A 12,063-nucleotide genomic window follows, 5' to 3' on the forward strand; every position below is an offset into this window, starting at 1 on the left:
TCCTCGAATCCCGGATGCGGGCCTTACGGCCCTCCCACGGCAGCTTCAGCCAGCGCGGGAGCACTTTTCGTGGGAGCGGCGGCCGCCGCGAACGTGCCGCCGACTTCGGCGTTTTCAGTCGTTCTGGAAGCTGCGCTTGTTGCGCCGCGGCGGCTGGCGGCGGACGATGCGCGCGGCGGTCGCTTTCGCTGCGGCTTCCTGGCGGGCTGCAGCAGCCGGGTCCCAGACAACCAGCAACTTGCCGATGTGCTGGACTGGGGCGGCATTGAAATGTTCGCAGATTTCGGCAAGATAACGCTCCCGCTCTTCGCGGTCGTCGTTGTAGACGCGGATCTTGATCAGGGCATGGGCGGCGAGCGAGGTGCCGATCTCCTTCATCACGGCCTCCGACAGGCCGTTCTGGCTGATCGAGACGACGGGATTGAGGGCGTGGGCGCGGGCGCGCAGGGCGCGGCGTTGATCGGCGGTAAGCGTGGGGATGGACATGGGCAGGAAGGATTGGCCGCAAAACATGGATTCTAACGGGTTCTGAACTATGGCGCGAACGCGAACGAGCAAGGCATGGATGCGCGAGCATGTTAACGACAGCTTCGTGCAGCGCGCGAAGGCCGAGGGCTACCGCTCGCGCGCAGCCTTCAAATTGATGGAAATCGACGACCGCGACCACCTGATTCGCCCCGGCGAGGCCGTTGTCGACCTCGGGGCCGCCCCGGGCGGCTGGACGCAGGTCGTCGCGCAGCGGCTCAAGGGGCGCGGGCGGGTGTTCGCGCTCGACCTCCTGGAGATGACGCCGCTGGCCGGTGTCACCGTGATCCAGGGCGATTTCCGCGAGGACGAGGTCTTGCAGCAACTCGAGGACGCGCTCGCCGGTGAAAAACTCGCCCTTGTGCTTTCCGACATGGCCCCCAATATATCGGGTATCGCCATCTCCGATCAGGCGCGGGCGATGTACCTGTGCGAACTGGCGCTCGAGTTTGCGCGGAACTGGCTGAAACCCGACGGGGCTTTTCTGGTCAAAGTATTCCAAGGGCACGGATTCGACGATTACGTCCGCGCCATGAGGAGCACTTTCAAGACCGTCGCCACGCGCAAGCCCGACGCATCGCGCGATCGAAGTTCGGAAACCTACCTGCTGGGCAAGGGATTGAAGGCTTGATCCCGTGTACGGGCGGAAAATGGGTTTAGAATGAGAGATTCCGGCTGTTGTTGCCGGTCCGTGCGGTGTTTCCCGTGCCGCAACCTGAAAGAGGTATCGCATTGAATAACATGTTCAAGAACCTGGCGATGTGGCTGGTCATCGGTCTGGTCCTGATGACGGTCTTCAACCAGTTCAACAACCGTCAGACCACGCAGACGCCGATGGAGTACTCCGAATTCATCGCCGAGGTGGAGGAGGGGCGGATCGCCAAGGTGGTGATCGAGGGCCGCGTGCTCAAGGCGACGACGACCGACGGCAAGAAGATCTCGTCGTACGCGCCGGCCGACCTGTGGATGGTTTCCGATCTGCTGAAGAACAACGTCAAGATCGAGGCGCGCCCCGAGGAAGAACCCTCGGTGCTGATGAGCGTCTTCGTCTCGTGGTTCCCGATGCTCATCCTGATCGGTGTCTGGGTGTTCTTCATGCGCCAGATGCAGGGCGGCGGACGCGGTGGCGCGTTCTCCTTCGGCAAGAGCAAGGCGCGCCTGCTCGACGAATCGTCGAACACGGTGACCTTCGCCGACGTCGCCGGCTGCGACGAAGCCAAAGAAGAAGTCTCCGAGCTCGTGGATTTCCTGCGCGACCCGTCCAAGTTCCAGAAGCTCGGCGGGCGCATCCCGAAGGGCGTGCTGCTGGTCGGCAACCCCGGTACGGGCAAGACCCTGCTCGCCAAGGCCATCGCCGGTGAGGCGAAGGTGCCGTTCTTCTCGATCTCGGGCTCCGACTTCGTCGAGATGTTCGTCGGCGTCGGTGCGGCGCGTGTGCGCGACATGTTCGAGCAGGCGAAGAAGCAGGCGCCCTGCATCATCTTCATCGACGAACTCGACGCGGTCGGCCGCCAGCGCGGCGCCGGCCTCGGTGGCGGCAACGACGAGCGCGAGCAGACCCTGAACCAGATGCTGGTCGAGATGGACGGCTTCGAGGGACAGACGGGGATCATCGTCATCGCCGCGACCAACCGTCCCGACGTGCTCGACCCGGCGCTGATGCGTCCGGGCCGCTTCGACCGCCAGGTGGTGGTCCCGCTGCCCGACATCCGCGGCCGCGAGCAGATACTGCTCGTGCACATGCGCAAGGTGCCGCTGTCGCCCGACGTCAAGGCCGACATCATCGCGCGCGGCACGCCCGGCTTCTCGGGGGCCGACCTCGCCAACCTCGTGAACGAGGCCGCGCTGTTCGCCGCACGCAGCAACAAGCGCCTGGTCGACATGGACGACTTCGAGAAGGCCAAGGACAAGATCATGATGGGCGCCGAGCGCCGCAGCATGGTCATGAACGAGGAAGAGAAGCGCAACACCGCCTACCATGAATCCGGCCACGCGGTGGTCGCCAAGCTGGTGCCGAAGTCCGACCCGGTGCACAAGGTGACGATCATCCCGCGCGGGCGTGCGCTCGGGGTCACCATGCAGTTGCCCGAGGAGGACCGCTACGCCTACGACCGCGTGTACCTGATGAGCCGCGTCGCCGTGCTCTTCGGTGGTCGCATCGCCGAAGAGCTGTTCATGAACCAGATGACCACCGGCGCCTCGAACGACTTCGAGCGCGCGACGCAGATGGTGCGCGACATGGTCACCCGCTACGGGATGTCGGACGTGCTCGGCCCGATGGTCTATGGCGAGAACGAAGGCGAGGTCTTCCTCGGCCGCTCGGTGACCACGCACAAGAACGTTTCCGAAGCGACCATGCAGAAGGTCGACGCCGAGATCCGCCGCATCATCGACGAGCAGTACGGACTCGCGCGCAGCCTGCTCGAAGCCAATCGTGACAAGGTCGAAGCGATGGCGCAGGCGCTGCTCGAATGGGAAACCATCGACGCCGAGCAGGTCGATGACATCATGGCCGGCCGCCCGCCGCGTCCGCCGAAGCCGTCGCAGATGTCGGCTCCCGCCAAGCCCGGCGCCGGCAGCAGCACCCCGGGCGCGGCGCCGAGCGCCACCGCGCCGGCCTGAGGCATCGGGGACGGGACACTTGATTCGCAAGAATCAAGCATGCCGTCCCCGTAGGAGCGCCCCGGAAGCGGTATCGACCGCGCCGGGGCGCTTTGTCTTTGTGGCGCAGATGGCCGACTTGGCAGCGGATGTGGGAGCGCCGTAAGGCGCGAATCGGCGATCGTCCACGAGCGTGGCTTGCGCCGACGGCCGAGGCCATCCGCCGCGTGTGCGCTGCCGTCGCCGGCCCGAGGACGGAAACTCGTCGCGGCGCGCTCATGCGCGAGCAGGCTTGACCGGACCGCGTTCAGGCTACACGCAGTTTTACCTTGGTCCCCGTCAGCGGGGGCCCTCAATCAACCCAAGCACAAGCAAAGCAATGTCCCGACTCGATTGCGGTAAATTTTCCCTCGAACTCGATCGCCCGCTGATCATGGGCATCGTCAACCTGACGCCGGACTCGTTTTCCGGTGACGGCGTCGCGGCCGAGCGGGCGCTCGCGCATGCGCATGCGCAGATCGCCGCCGGTGCCGACATCCTCGACCTCGGTGCCGAATCGACGCGCCCGGGGGCGCCGCCGACGCCGCTCGACGAGGAACTGCGCCGCCTCCTGCCGGTGCTCGAAGGGCTCGCCGACTGCGGGGTTCCGGTGTCGATCGACACCTACAAGCCCGAGGTGATGCGAGCGGCGATCGCCGCCGGCGCGGCGATGATCAACGACATCGAGGCGCTGTGCCGGCCGGGGGCGCTGGAGGTGGTCGCCGCGAGTGACGTCGGCGTCTGCCTGATGCACATGCAGGGGCAGCCTGTCGACATGCAGCACAATCCGCAGTACGCGGACCTGGTCGGCGAGGTGCGCGACTTCCTCGCGCAGCGTCTGGCGGCGACCGACGCGGCCGGCATCGCGCGCAGCCGGATCGTCCTCGACCCGGGCTTCGGTTTCGGCAAGACCGTCGGCGACAACTACGCGATGCTGCGCCGCCTGCCGGAGTTCGCGATCGACGGCCTGCCCGTGCTGGCCGGCATGTCGCGCAAGTCGATGCTCGGTGCGGTGACCGGCAGGCCGGTCGATGCGCGCGTGCCGGCGAGCGTCGCCGCAGCGTTGATCGCCGCGCAGCGCGGCGCGCGCATCTTGCGCGTGCACGACGTCGCCGCGACCCGCGACGCATTGGCGGTCTGGCGCGCGGTCGACGCTGGCTGAGGCGGCAAGGCGCGGCGCCTACCGCCGCGCCATTACCGGCGCGGCCTGCCGATGCCAAACGCGCGATGTTTGCGTATGATGTCGCCCTTTGCCGATAGCCCGGACGGGAGACAGTGATGCGCAAGTATTTCGGAACGGATGGTGTTCGTGGTCGCGTTGGCGAGGCGCCGATCACGCCCGAACTGGTGATGCGGCTCGGCTATTCGGCGGGCCGCGTGCTCGTCGATCAGGAGCGTAGCCACATCCGGACCGGCGAGCGGCCGGCGGTGCTGATCGGCAAGGACACCCGCGTTTCCGGCTACATGCTGGAGGCCGCGCTGGAAGCCGGCTTTGCCGCTGCCGGTGTCGACGTTTGCCTGGTCGGGCCCCTGCCGACGCCGGCGGTTGCTTATCTCACGCGCGCGCTGCGCCTGCAGGCCGGCGTCGTCATCTCGGCTTCGCATAACCCCTACTACGACAACGGGATCAAGTTCTTCTCGGCGCACGGGACCAAGCTGCCCGACGCGGTCGAGGCGCAGATCGAGGCCGGGATCGCGGCGCCGATGCACTGCGTCCAGTCGGCACAACTCGGGCGCGCGCGCCGCATCGACGACGCTGCCGGGCGCTACATCGAGTTCTGCAAGAGCGCCTTCCCCAACGACCTCGACCTGCGCGGATTGAAGATCGTCGTCGACTGCGCGCATGGCGCCGCCTATCACATCGCGCCGCACGTGCTGCACGAACTGGGCGCCGACGTGATCAGCATCGGCGCCGAGCCGAACGGTCTCAACATCAACGACGGCGTCGGCGCGACGGCACCGCTGGCCTTGCGCAAGGCGGTGCTGGCCGAGGGCGCCGATCTCGGCATCGCGCTCGACGGCGACGGCGACCGGGTGATGATGGTCGATGCCGACGGCACGATCTACGACGGTGACCAGCTCCTCTACGCGATCGTGAAGAGCCGCCTGCAGCAGGGGCCGGTCGCCGGCGTCGTCGGCACGCTGATGAGCAACCTCGCGCTCGAGCACGCCTTTGCCGAGCTCGGCGTCCCCTTCGCCCGTGCCGGGGTTGGCGACCGCTACGTCCTCGAGATGCTGGTCGAGCGCGGCTGGCTGTTCGGTGGCGAGAATTCAGGGCACATCCTCTGCCTCGACAAGCACACGACCGGCGACGGGATCGTCTCGGCGCTGCAGGTGCTGTCGGCGCTGCGCAGTTCCGGTGGCGACCTGCGCGCGCTGCTCGGCAGCTTCACCCTGTATCCGCAGCGGCTGATCAACGTGCCGCTGGCCAAGGGCTTCGCCTGGCGCGATCACCCGCACATCCTTGCCGTGCAGCGCGAGGTCGAGGCCGAGCTGGAAGGGCAGGGGCGCCTGCTGCTGCGCGCATCGGGGACCGAGCCGCTCTTGCGCGTGATGGTCGAAGGCCGCGACGCCGAACGGGTCGAGGCGGCAGCGCAGAAGCTGGCGGGCGCAGTGCGCGAGGCCGTCGGTGGACATGTAACAGACGCGTAACAATCGATCGCTAGACTCCGCGCCTGTACTGCTTCCTTGCAGTGTCTTGAGAGAGAGTCGAACATGAATAAAATCGCTGCTGCACTGGCCCTGGCCGGTTTCGCCGTTTCCACGTCGGCACTGGCCACCCCCGTGGTCAAGATCGATGGTTCTTCGACCGTGTATCCGGTCACCGAGGCGGTCGCCGAGGAATACCAGAAAGCCAAGAAGAACACGGTCAATGTGACCGTCGGCATCTCCGGCACCGGCGGCGGTTTCAAGAAGTTCTGTCGCGGCGAGACCGACATCTCCAATGCCTCACGTCCGATCCTGAAGAAGGAGATCGACGACTGCAAGGCGGCGGGTGTCGAATACATCGAGATGCCGATCGCCTACGACGCGCTGACCGTCGCGATCAACCCGAAGAACGACTGGGTCAAGTCGCTCTCCGTCGAGCAACTGAAGACGATGTGGGAGCCGGCGGCGCAAGGCAAGATCACCAGCTGGAAGCAGATCAACCCGGCCTGGCCTGACCGTCCGCTGAAGCTGTTCGGCGCCGGCGCCGACTCGGGCACCTTCGACTACTTCACCGAAGCGATCAACGGCAAGTCGAAGTCCAGCCGCGGCGACTTCACCGCCTCGGAAGACGACAACGTCCTGGTCCAGGGCGTCACCCGTGACATCGGTGGCTTGGCCTTCTTCGGCTACGCCTACTACGAGGAAAACCGCGCCAAGCTGAAGGCGGTGCCGATCGTCGCCGGCGAGGGCAAGCCCGCGGTTGCTCCGTCGATGCAGACGGTGATCGACGGCAGCTACCAGCCGCTGGCGCGTCCGATCTTCATCTACGTCAATGCCAAGTCGGCCGACAAGCCCGAGGTCAAGGAGTTCGTCGAGTTCTACATGAAGAACGCCGAGGCGCTGACCAAGGAAGTGAAGTACGTCTCGCTGCCGGCCAAGGCCTACGCCTACAACCTCGAGCACTTCGCCAAGCGCGTAAAGGGAACGAAGTTCGGTGGCGAGAACAAGGTCGGCACCACGATCGAACAGTTGATGAAGCTGGAAGCCAAGTAATTCCAGCATCCATGACGCGAACACCCTCGGGCCCATGCCCGGGGGTTGTTTGCTTGTTCGCCACCCTTCGAGAGTCTTCCTCGTGAGTTCAATTCCCCTTCCCGCCGAGTCCGCGGTTCCCATCGGGCGGCTGAAGTTCAACCGTCTGCGCAACGTCAAGGAACGCGGCATCGAAGCGCTGATGTTCCTGGCCGCGTTCGTCTCGGTGATGACGACGCTCGGCATCGTCTATGTGCTGGTCAGCGAATCGATCGTCTTCTTCCAGAGGGTGCCGCTGTCCGACTTCCTCTTCGACACGCAGTGGACGCCGCTGTTCGACGACGCCCACTACGGCATCATGGTGCTGCTCTCGGGCACCATCACCAGTTCGGCGGTGGCCTTGCTGGTCGCCATCCCGCTCGGGACGATCATCGCGATCTACCTGTCCGAGTTCGCGCCCTTCACCGTGCGCGAGGTGGCCAAGCCCTTCCTCGAGCTGCTCGGCGGCGTGCCGACCATCATCTACGGCTATTTCGCGCTGGTCGTCGTCACCCCGCTGCTGCAGATGATCTACCCGGACCTGCCCGGCTTCAACCTGCTCGCCGCCGGCATCGTCATGGGCATCATGATCATCCCCTACGTCGCCTCGCTCTCGGAGGACGCGATGCGGGCGGTGCCGATGTCCCTGCGCGAAGGCTCCTACGCGATGGGCGCGACGCGCCTGCAGACCGCGCTGCGCGTGGTCATGCCGGCAGCCACCTCGGGCATCGCCTCGGCCTACATCCTCGGCATCTCGCGCGCGGTCGGCGAGACGATGATCCTCGCGGTCGCCGCCGGCATGCAGCCGAACCTGACCTTCAATCCGGCCGAGCCCGGCGCGACCGTCACCTCATACATCGTCCAGGTGGCGCTCGGTGACCTGCCGCACGGCAGCATCGGTTACCAGACGATCTTCGCGGCCGGCCTGATGCTGATGCTGATGACTCTGGTCTTCAACCTGCTCGGCTACTACATGCGGAAGAAGTTCCGCGAGGTGTATTGAGATGAATCAACAGGAATTGCAGGCGCTGCGCGAGCTGATCGCGTCGCACAAGCGCTGGGACTGGCTGTTCGGGCTGCTCGGTGTCTTCGCGCTGATGATCGGCGTGCTCACCTTCACTGCGCTGTTTGCCAACATGGCGATCGACGGAATCGGCCGCATCGATGCCGACTTCCTCACCTCGTTCCCGTCGCGGCGCGCGGCCAATGCCGGCATCCTGTCGGCCTGGGTCGGCTCGCTGCTGGTGATGCTGGTCACCGCCTTCGCCGCGGTGCCGATCGGTGTCGCCGCCGGGGTCTATCTCGAGGAGTACGCGCCGAAGAACTGGCTCACCGACATCATCGAGATCAACATCTCGAACCTCGCCGGCGTGCCGTCGATCATCTACGGCCTGCTCGCGCTGGGGCTGTTCGTGTACACCTTCGGCCTCGGGCAGAGCATCCTCACCGCCGGCCTGACGCTGGCGCTGCTGATCCTTCCGGTGGTGATCGTGGCGACGCGCGAAGCGATCCGTGCCATCCCGCAGATCATCCGCGAGGGTTCCTACGCCTGCGGCGCGACCACCTGGCAGACGGTGCGCGACCACATCGTCCCCTACTCGTCGGCCGGCATCCTCACCGGCATCATCATCGGCATGGCGCGCGCGATCGGCGAGACCGCGCCGATCATCACCATCGGTGCGCTGACCTTCATCGCCTTCCTGCCGCCGGCCCCGTTCGCGGGCGAACCGCCGGCCGGGATGTTCGACTGGCTGTTCGCGCCCTTCACGGTGATGCCGATCCAGATGTTCAACTGGACCTCGCGTCCGGAAGCGGCCTTCGCGGTCAATGCCGCCGCCGCCGGCTTCCTCCTCGTGCTCATGACCCTGGCCATGAACGGGCTGGCAATCTGGTTGCGCTACCGTCTGCGCAAGAGCATCAAGTGGTAAACGATCAACAAACAGGATGAATGCAATGACCAATGCAGCCCAATCGCTGCCGCCGCTGAAGGCCGAAGCGCGTGACCTCAACTTCCACTACGGCAAGTTTCACGCGCTCAAGGGAATCAACATGCCGGTGTACGACAAGAAGGTCACCGCGCTGATCGGCCCGTCCGGCTGTGGCAAATCGACCTTCCTGCGCTGCTTCAACCGCATGCACGACCTCTACCCGGGTAACCGCTACGAGGGTTCGATCGACTTTCACCCCGACCGCACCAACCTGCTGGCGCCGGACATCGACCCGATCGAAGTGCGCATGCGCATCAGCATGGTGTTCCAGAAGCCCAACCCGTTCCCGAAGTCGATCTACGAGAACGTCGCCTACGGTCTGCGCGTGCGCGGCGAGAAGAGCCGCTCGGTGGTCGACGACAAGGTCGAGGCGGCGCTGCGCGGCGCGGCCCTGTGGGAGGAGGTGAAGAATCGCCTGAAGGAGCCGGGCGCCAACCTGTCGGGCGGTCAGCAGCAGCGCCTGTGCATCGCGCGCGCGCTGGCCAGCGATCCGGAGCTGATGCTGTTCGACGAGCCGACCTCGGCGCTCGACCCGATCGCCACCGCCAGCATCGAGGAACTCGTCTCCGAGCTGAAGGAGAAGGTCACCGTGCTCATCGTCACCCACAACATGCAGCAGGCGGCGCGCATCTCGGACTACACCGCCTACATGTACATGGGCGAGATGATCGAGTTCGGTGTCACCGACGAGATCTTCATCAAGCCGGCGAAGAAGCAGACCGAAGACTACATCACGGGTCGCTTCGGCTGATCCCGTCGCTGCCTCGACTCGGCAGCGCCGCGCCGGCGCGGGCATTCTTGCCTGCGCCGGCGATTTTTTTCAGGCCCGCGCGCCGACGTCGGCACGGATGAAATGCTGTCCAGGGACGACTTGTTCACGCCGCCGCGCTCACTTTGCATTGACCGGCGCCGCGCCGCCTCACTATAATCGGCATCTTTTGAACGACGGGGATCTACTGTGCGTCGCAAACTTGTCGCTGGAAACTGGAAAATGCATGGCAGCCTGGCTGCCAACGAGCAGTTGCTGTCGGCTGTCGCTTCCGGCGCGAAGGAGCTGAACCGCGTCGAGAGCGCGGTCTTTGCACCGTTTCCGTATCTGGCGCAGGTGCAGTCGCTGCTGGCGGAGACCGACGTCGCCTGGGGCGCGCAAAACCTGAGCGAGCATGCCCAGGGGGCCTTCACCGGCGAAGTCAGCGCTGCGATGCTCGGTGATTTCGGCTGCCGCTACGTGCTGGTCGGTCACTCCGAGCGTCGTTCGCTGTACGGCGAGAGCGATGCGCAGGTCGCGGCCAAGGTCGAGGCAGCGCTGGCACTCGGCCTGCGGCCGGTGCTTTGCGTCGGCGAGACGCTGGCGCAGCGCGAGGCGGGGCAGACCAACGAGGTCGTTGCCGGCCAGCTGGCGGCCGTGCTCGAACGCGTCGGCATCGCTGCCTTCGCTGCGATCGTGGTCGCCTACGAGCCGGTCTGGGCGATCGGTACCGGACGCACTGCGAGCTCGGCGCAGGCGCAGGAAGTGCATGCAGCGCTGCGCGCGCAACTCGCCGTGCTCGATGCCGGCATTGCCGCGGGCGTGCGTATCCTCTACGGTGGCAGCGTCAAGCCGCAGAACGCCGCCGAGCTCTTTGCGATGCCCGACATCGACGGTGGCTTGATCGGTGGCGCGTCGCTGGTGGCTGACGATTTTTTGACGATCTGCCGTGCTGCAGATCGCTGACGGGACGAAATGAACACTCTCTTTACGTTGCTTCTGGTTGTCCACATCGCTGTTGCGCTGGGGGTGATCGGTCTGGTTCTGGTGCAGCATGGCAAGGGCGCCGACATGGGCGCGGCTTTCGGTAGTGGTGCTTCCGGCAGTCTGTTCGGTGCGACGGGTTCGGCCAATTTTCTGTCGCGCAGCACGGCTGTACTCGCCGCCATTTTCTTTGCCACCAGCCTGGGCCTCGCATATATTCAGTCGAATAAGCCAAAAACCTCTTCCAGTGTGATGGAAAATGCGGTAAACTCCTCATCAGTTCCTGCGCCAGCCGCGGCATCGAACGACGAGAAACCCGCAGAAGAAAAGGCAGCCGTTTCCGTTGATTCCGGATCCAAGGCGAAGGATGTTCCCAACTGATATTCTCAGTTGTGGAAATAGCAGACACGAGAAAGCAGTATTCCTCGATCATCTCGTGATCTGTCTGTAGCAGTGCCGACGTGGTGAAATTGGTAGACACGCTATCTTGAGGGGGTAGTGACTTCGGTCGTATGAGTTCGAGTCTCATCGTCGGCACCAAGTGGAATCATCAGGGAAGTGATGATTCCGGTTTGAAATGCAGAAATAGCGCGGCTGGTCATGCTCGAAAACTACTTCCCGGTATTCCTCTTCATCATCGTTGGTGCCCTTGTCGGTGCGCTGCCGATGGCGATCGGCTGGATTCTCGGGCCGAGCCGGCCTGACTCCGAGAAACTCTCCCCCTACGAATGCGGTTTCGAGGCTTTCGAAGACGCGCGCATGAAATTCGATGTGCGGTTTTACCTGATCGCCATCCTCTTCATCATTTTCGATCTGGAAATTGCTTTCCTCTTTCCCTGGGCGACGATATTCAAGGAAATTGTCGATACCGAGGCAATCAAGTGGTTTGGTTTTATCGAGATGATGGTCTTCATCACCATCCTGGTGATCGGCTTCGTCTATGCATGGGCCAAGGGCGCGCTGGAGTGGGAGTGAGCGATGGGGATTGAAGGCGTCCTGCACGAAGGCTTCGTCACGACCAGTACCGACAAGCTGATCAATTACGCGCGTACCGGTTCGCTGTGGCCGATGACCTTCGGTCTCGCCTGCTGTGCGGTCGAAATGATGCATGCGGGTGCCAGCCGCTACGACATCGACCGTTTCGGCATGTTGTTCCGGCCGAGTCCTCGCCAGTCCGACCTGATGATCGTCGCCGGTACCTTGACCAACAAGATGGCGCCGGCCCTGCGCAAGGTGTACGACCAGATGGCCGAGCCGCGCTGGGTGCTGTCGATGGGTTCCTGCGCCAACGGCGGCGGCTACTACCACTATTCGTATTCGGTGGTGCGCGGTTGCGATCGCATCGTTCCGGTCGATGTCTATGTTCCCGGCTGTCCGCCGACCGCCGAGGCTCTGCTCTACGGGGTGCTGCAGCTGCAGAACAAGATTCGGCGTACCAGCACCATCGCCCGCTGACCG

Annotated in this window: 13 protein-coding genes and 1 tRNA gene; 13 read left to right on the top strand and 1 reads right to left on the bottom strand. The window is 64.7% G+C overall.

Annotation, left to right across the window (positions count from 1 at the left end; translation table 11 throughout):
- Positions 1-114: 114 nt before the first annotated feature.
- The gene (locus tag CCR84_RS03805) at positions 115-558 is read right to left on the bottom strand and encodes a YhbY family RNA-binding protein (RefSeq protein WP_242508518.1); all 444 of its coding nucleotides are present in this window, start codon (positions 556-558) and stop codon (positions 115-117) included.
- Between CCR84_RS03805 and rlmE the strand changes: the two genes are divergently transcribed.
- The 13 genes from rlmE to CCR84_RS03870 all read left to right on the top strand — a co-directional run bounded on the left by rlmE (position 536) and on the right by CCR84_RS03870 (position 12,060).
- Positions 536-1,156, top strand: coding sequence for a 23S rRNA (uridine(2552)-2'-O)-methyltransferase RlmE (gene rlmE, locus CCR84_RS03810; RefSeq protein ID WP_201209819.1), 621 nt, complete (start codon positions 536-538; stop codon positions 1,154-1,156). The two genes, CCR84_RS03805 and rlmE, sit on opposite strands and share 23 nt — an antisense overlap.
- Positions 1,157-1,257: 101 nt before the next feature.
- Positions 1,258-3,147 carry an ATP-dependent zinc metalloprotease FtsH gene (gene ftsH / locus CCR84_RS03815; RefSeq protein WP_274610774.1) on the top strand — a complete coding sequence of 630 codons (1,890 nt, stop codon included), beginning with the start codon at positions 1,258-1,260 and terminating at the stop codon, positions 3,145-3,147.
- Positions 3,148-3,505: 358 nt separating this feature from the next.
- Positions 3,506-4,327: a dihydropteroate synthase gene (gene folP / locus CCR84_RS03820; RefSeq protein ID WP_201209829.1), complete on the top strand. Its 822-nt coding sequence runs from the start codon at positions 3,506-3,508 to the stop codon at positions 4,325-4,327.
- A 113-nt stretch (positions 4,328-4,440) separates the two neighbouring features.
- Positions 4,441-5,817, top strand: coding sequence for a phosphoglucosamine mutase (gene glmM, locus CCR84_RS03825; RefSeq protein ID WP_201209830.1), 1,377 nt, complete (start codon positions 4,441-4,443; stop codon positions 5,815-5,817).
- Positions 5,818-5,880: 63 nt separating this feature from the next.
- Positions 5,881-6,867: a PstS family phosphate ABC transporter substrate-binding protein gene (locus tag CCR84_RS03830; RefSeq protein WP_201209831.1), complete on the top strand. Its 987-nt coding sequence runs from the start codon at positions 5,881-5,883 to the stop codon at positions 6,865-6,867.
- Positions 6,868-6,949: 82 nt separating this feature from the next.
- The gene (pstC, locus tag CCR84_RS03835) at positions 6,950-7,888 is read left to right on the top strand and encodes a phosphate ABC transporter permease subunit PstC (protein WP_338052561.1); all 939 of its coding nucleotides are present in this window, start codon (positions 6,950-6,952) and stop codon (positions 7,886-7,888) included.
- A gap of 1 nt (position 7,889) precedes the next feature.
- On the top strand, positions 7,890-8,813 hold the full coding sequence (pstA, locus tag CCR84_RS03840) for a phosphate ABC transporter permease PstA (RefSeq protein ID WP_201209833.1): 924 nt from the start codon (positions 7,890-7,892) through the stop codon (positions 8,811-8,813).
- A 25-nt stretch (positions 8,814-8,838) separates the two neighbouring features.
- Entirely contained in the window at positions 8,839-9,624 is a 786-nt protein-coding gene (pstB, locus tag CCR84_RS03845) for a phosphate ABC transporter ATP-binding protein PstB (protein WP_274610775.1), read from the top strand.
- A gap of 207 nt (positions 9,625-9,831) precedes the next feature.
- Entirely contained in the window at positions 9,832-10,587 is a 756-nt protein-coding gene (gene tpiA / locus CCR84_RS03850; protein WP_201209840.1) for a triose-phosphate isomerase, read from the top strand.
- A 9-nt stretch (positions 10,588-10,596) separates the two neighbouring features.
- Positions 10,597-10,986 carry a preprotein translocase subunit SecG gene (gene secG, locus CCR84_RS03855; RefSeq protein WP_201209842.1) on the top strand — a complete coding sequence of 130 codons (390 nt, stop codon included), beginning with the start codon at positions 10,597-10,599 and terminating at the stop codon, positions 10,984-10,986.
- A 74-nt stretch (positions 10,987-11,060) separates the two neighbouring features.
- Positions 11,061-11,145, top strand: a tRNA-Leu gene (locus CCR84_RS03860).
- Between the two features lie 60 nt (positions 11,146-11,205).
- The gene (locus CCR84_RS03865; protein WP_201209843.1) at positions 11,206-11,580 is read left to right on the top strand and encodes an NADH-quinone oxidoreductase subunit A; all 375 of its coding nucleotides are present in this window, start codon (positions 11,206-11,208) and stop codon (positions 11,578-11,580) included.
- A 3-nt stretch (positions 11,581-11,583) separates the two neighbouring features.
- Positions 11,584-12,060 carry a NuoB/complex I 20 kDa subunit family protein gene (locus CCR84_RS03870; protein WP_201209844.1) on the top strand — a complete coding sequence of 159 codons (477 nt, stop codon included), beginning with the start codon at positions 11,584-11,586 and terminating at the stop codon, positions 12,058-12,060.
- Positions 12,061-12,063: the final 3 nt, after the last annotated feature.

This window comes from Rhodocyclus purpureus (assembly GCF_016653115.1).
Lineage (GTDB): Bacteria > Pseudomonadota > Gammaproteobacteria > Burkholderiales > Rhodocyclaceae > Rhodocyclus > Rhodocyclus purpureus.

Coding starts and splice junctions, on each gene's coding strand:
- rlmE (WP_201209819.1), top strand. CDS start 536: ATGGCGCGAACGCGAACGAGCAAGGCATGGATGCGCGAGCATGTTAAC.
- folP (WP_201209829.1), top strand. CDS start 3,506: ATGTCCCGACTCGATTGCGGTAAATTTTCCCTCGAACTCGATCGCCCG.
- CCR84_RS03830 (WP_201209831.1), top strand. CDS start 5,881: ATGAATAAAATCGCTGCTGCACTGGCCCTGGCCGGTTTCGCCGTTTCC.
- pstA (WP_201209833.1), top strand. CDS start 7,890: ATGAATCAACAGGAATTGCAGGCGCTGCGCGAGCTGATCGCGTCGCAC.
- pstB (WP_274610775.1), top strand. CDS start 8,839: ATGACCAATGCAGCCCAATCGCTGCCGCCGCTGAAGGCCGAAGCGCGT.
- secG (WP_201209842.1), top strand. CDS start 10,597: ATGAACACTCTCTTTACGTTGCTTCTGGTTGTCCACATCGCTGTTGCG.
- CCR84_RS03865 (WP_201209843.1), top strand. CDS start 11,206: ATGCTCGAAAACTACTTCCCGGTATTCCTCTTCATCATCGTTGGTGCC.
- CCR84_RS03870 (WP_201209844.1), top strand. CDS start 11,584: ATGGGGATTGAAGGCGTCCTGCACGAAGGCTTCGTCACGACCAGTACC.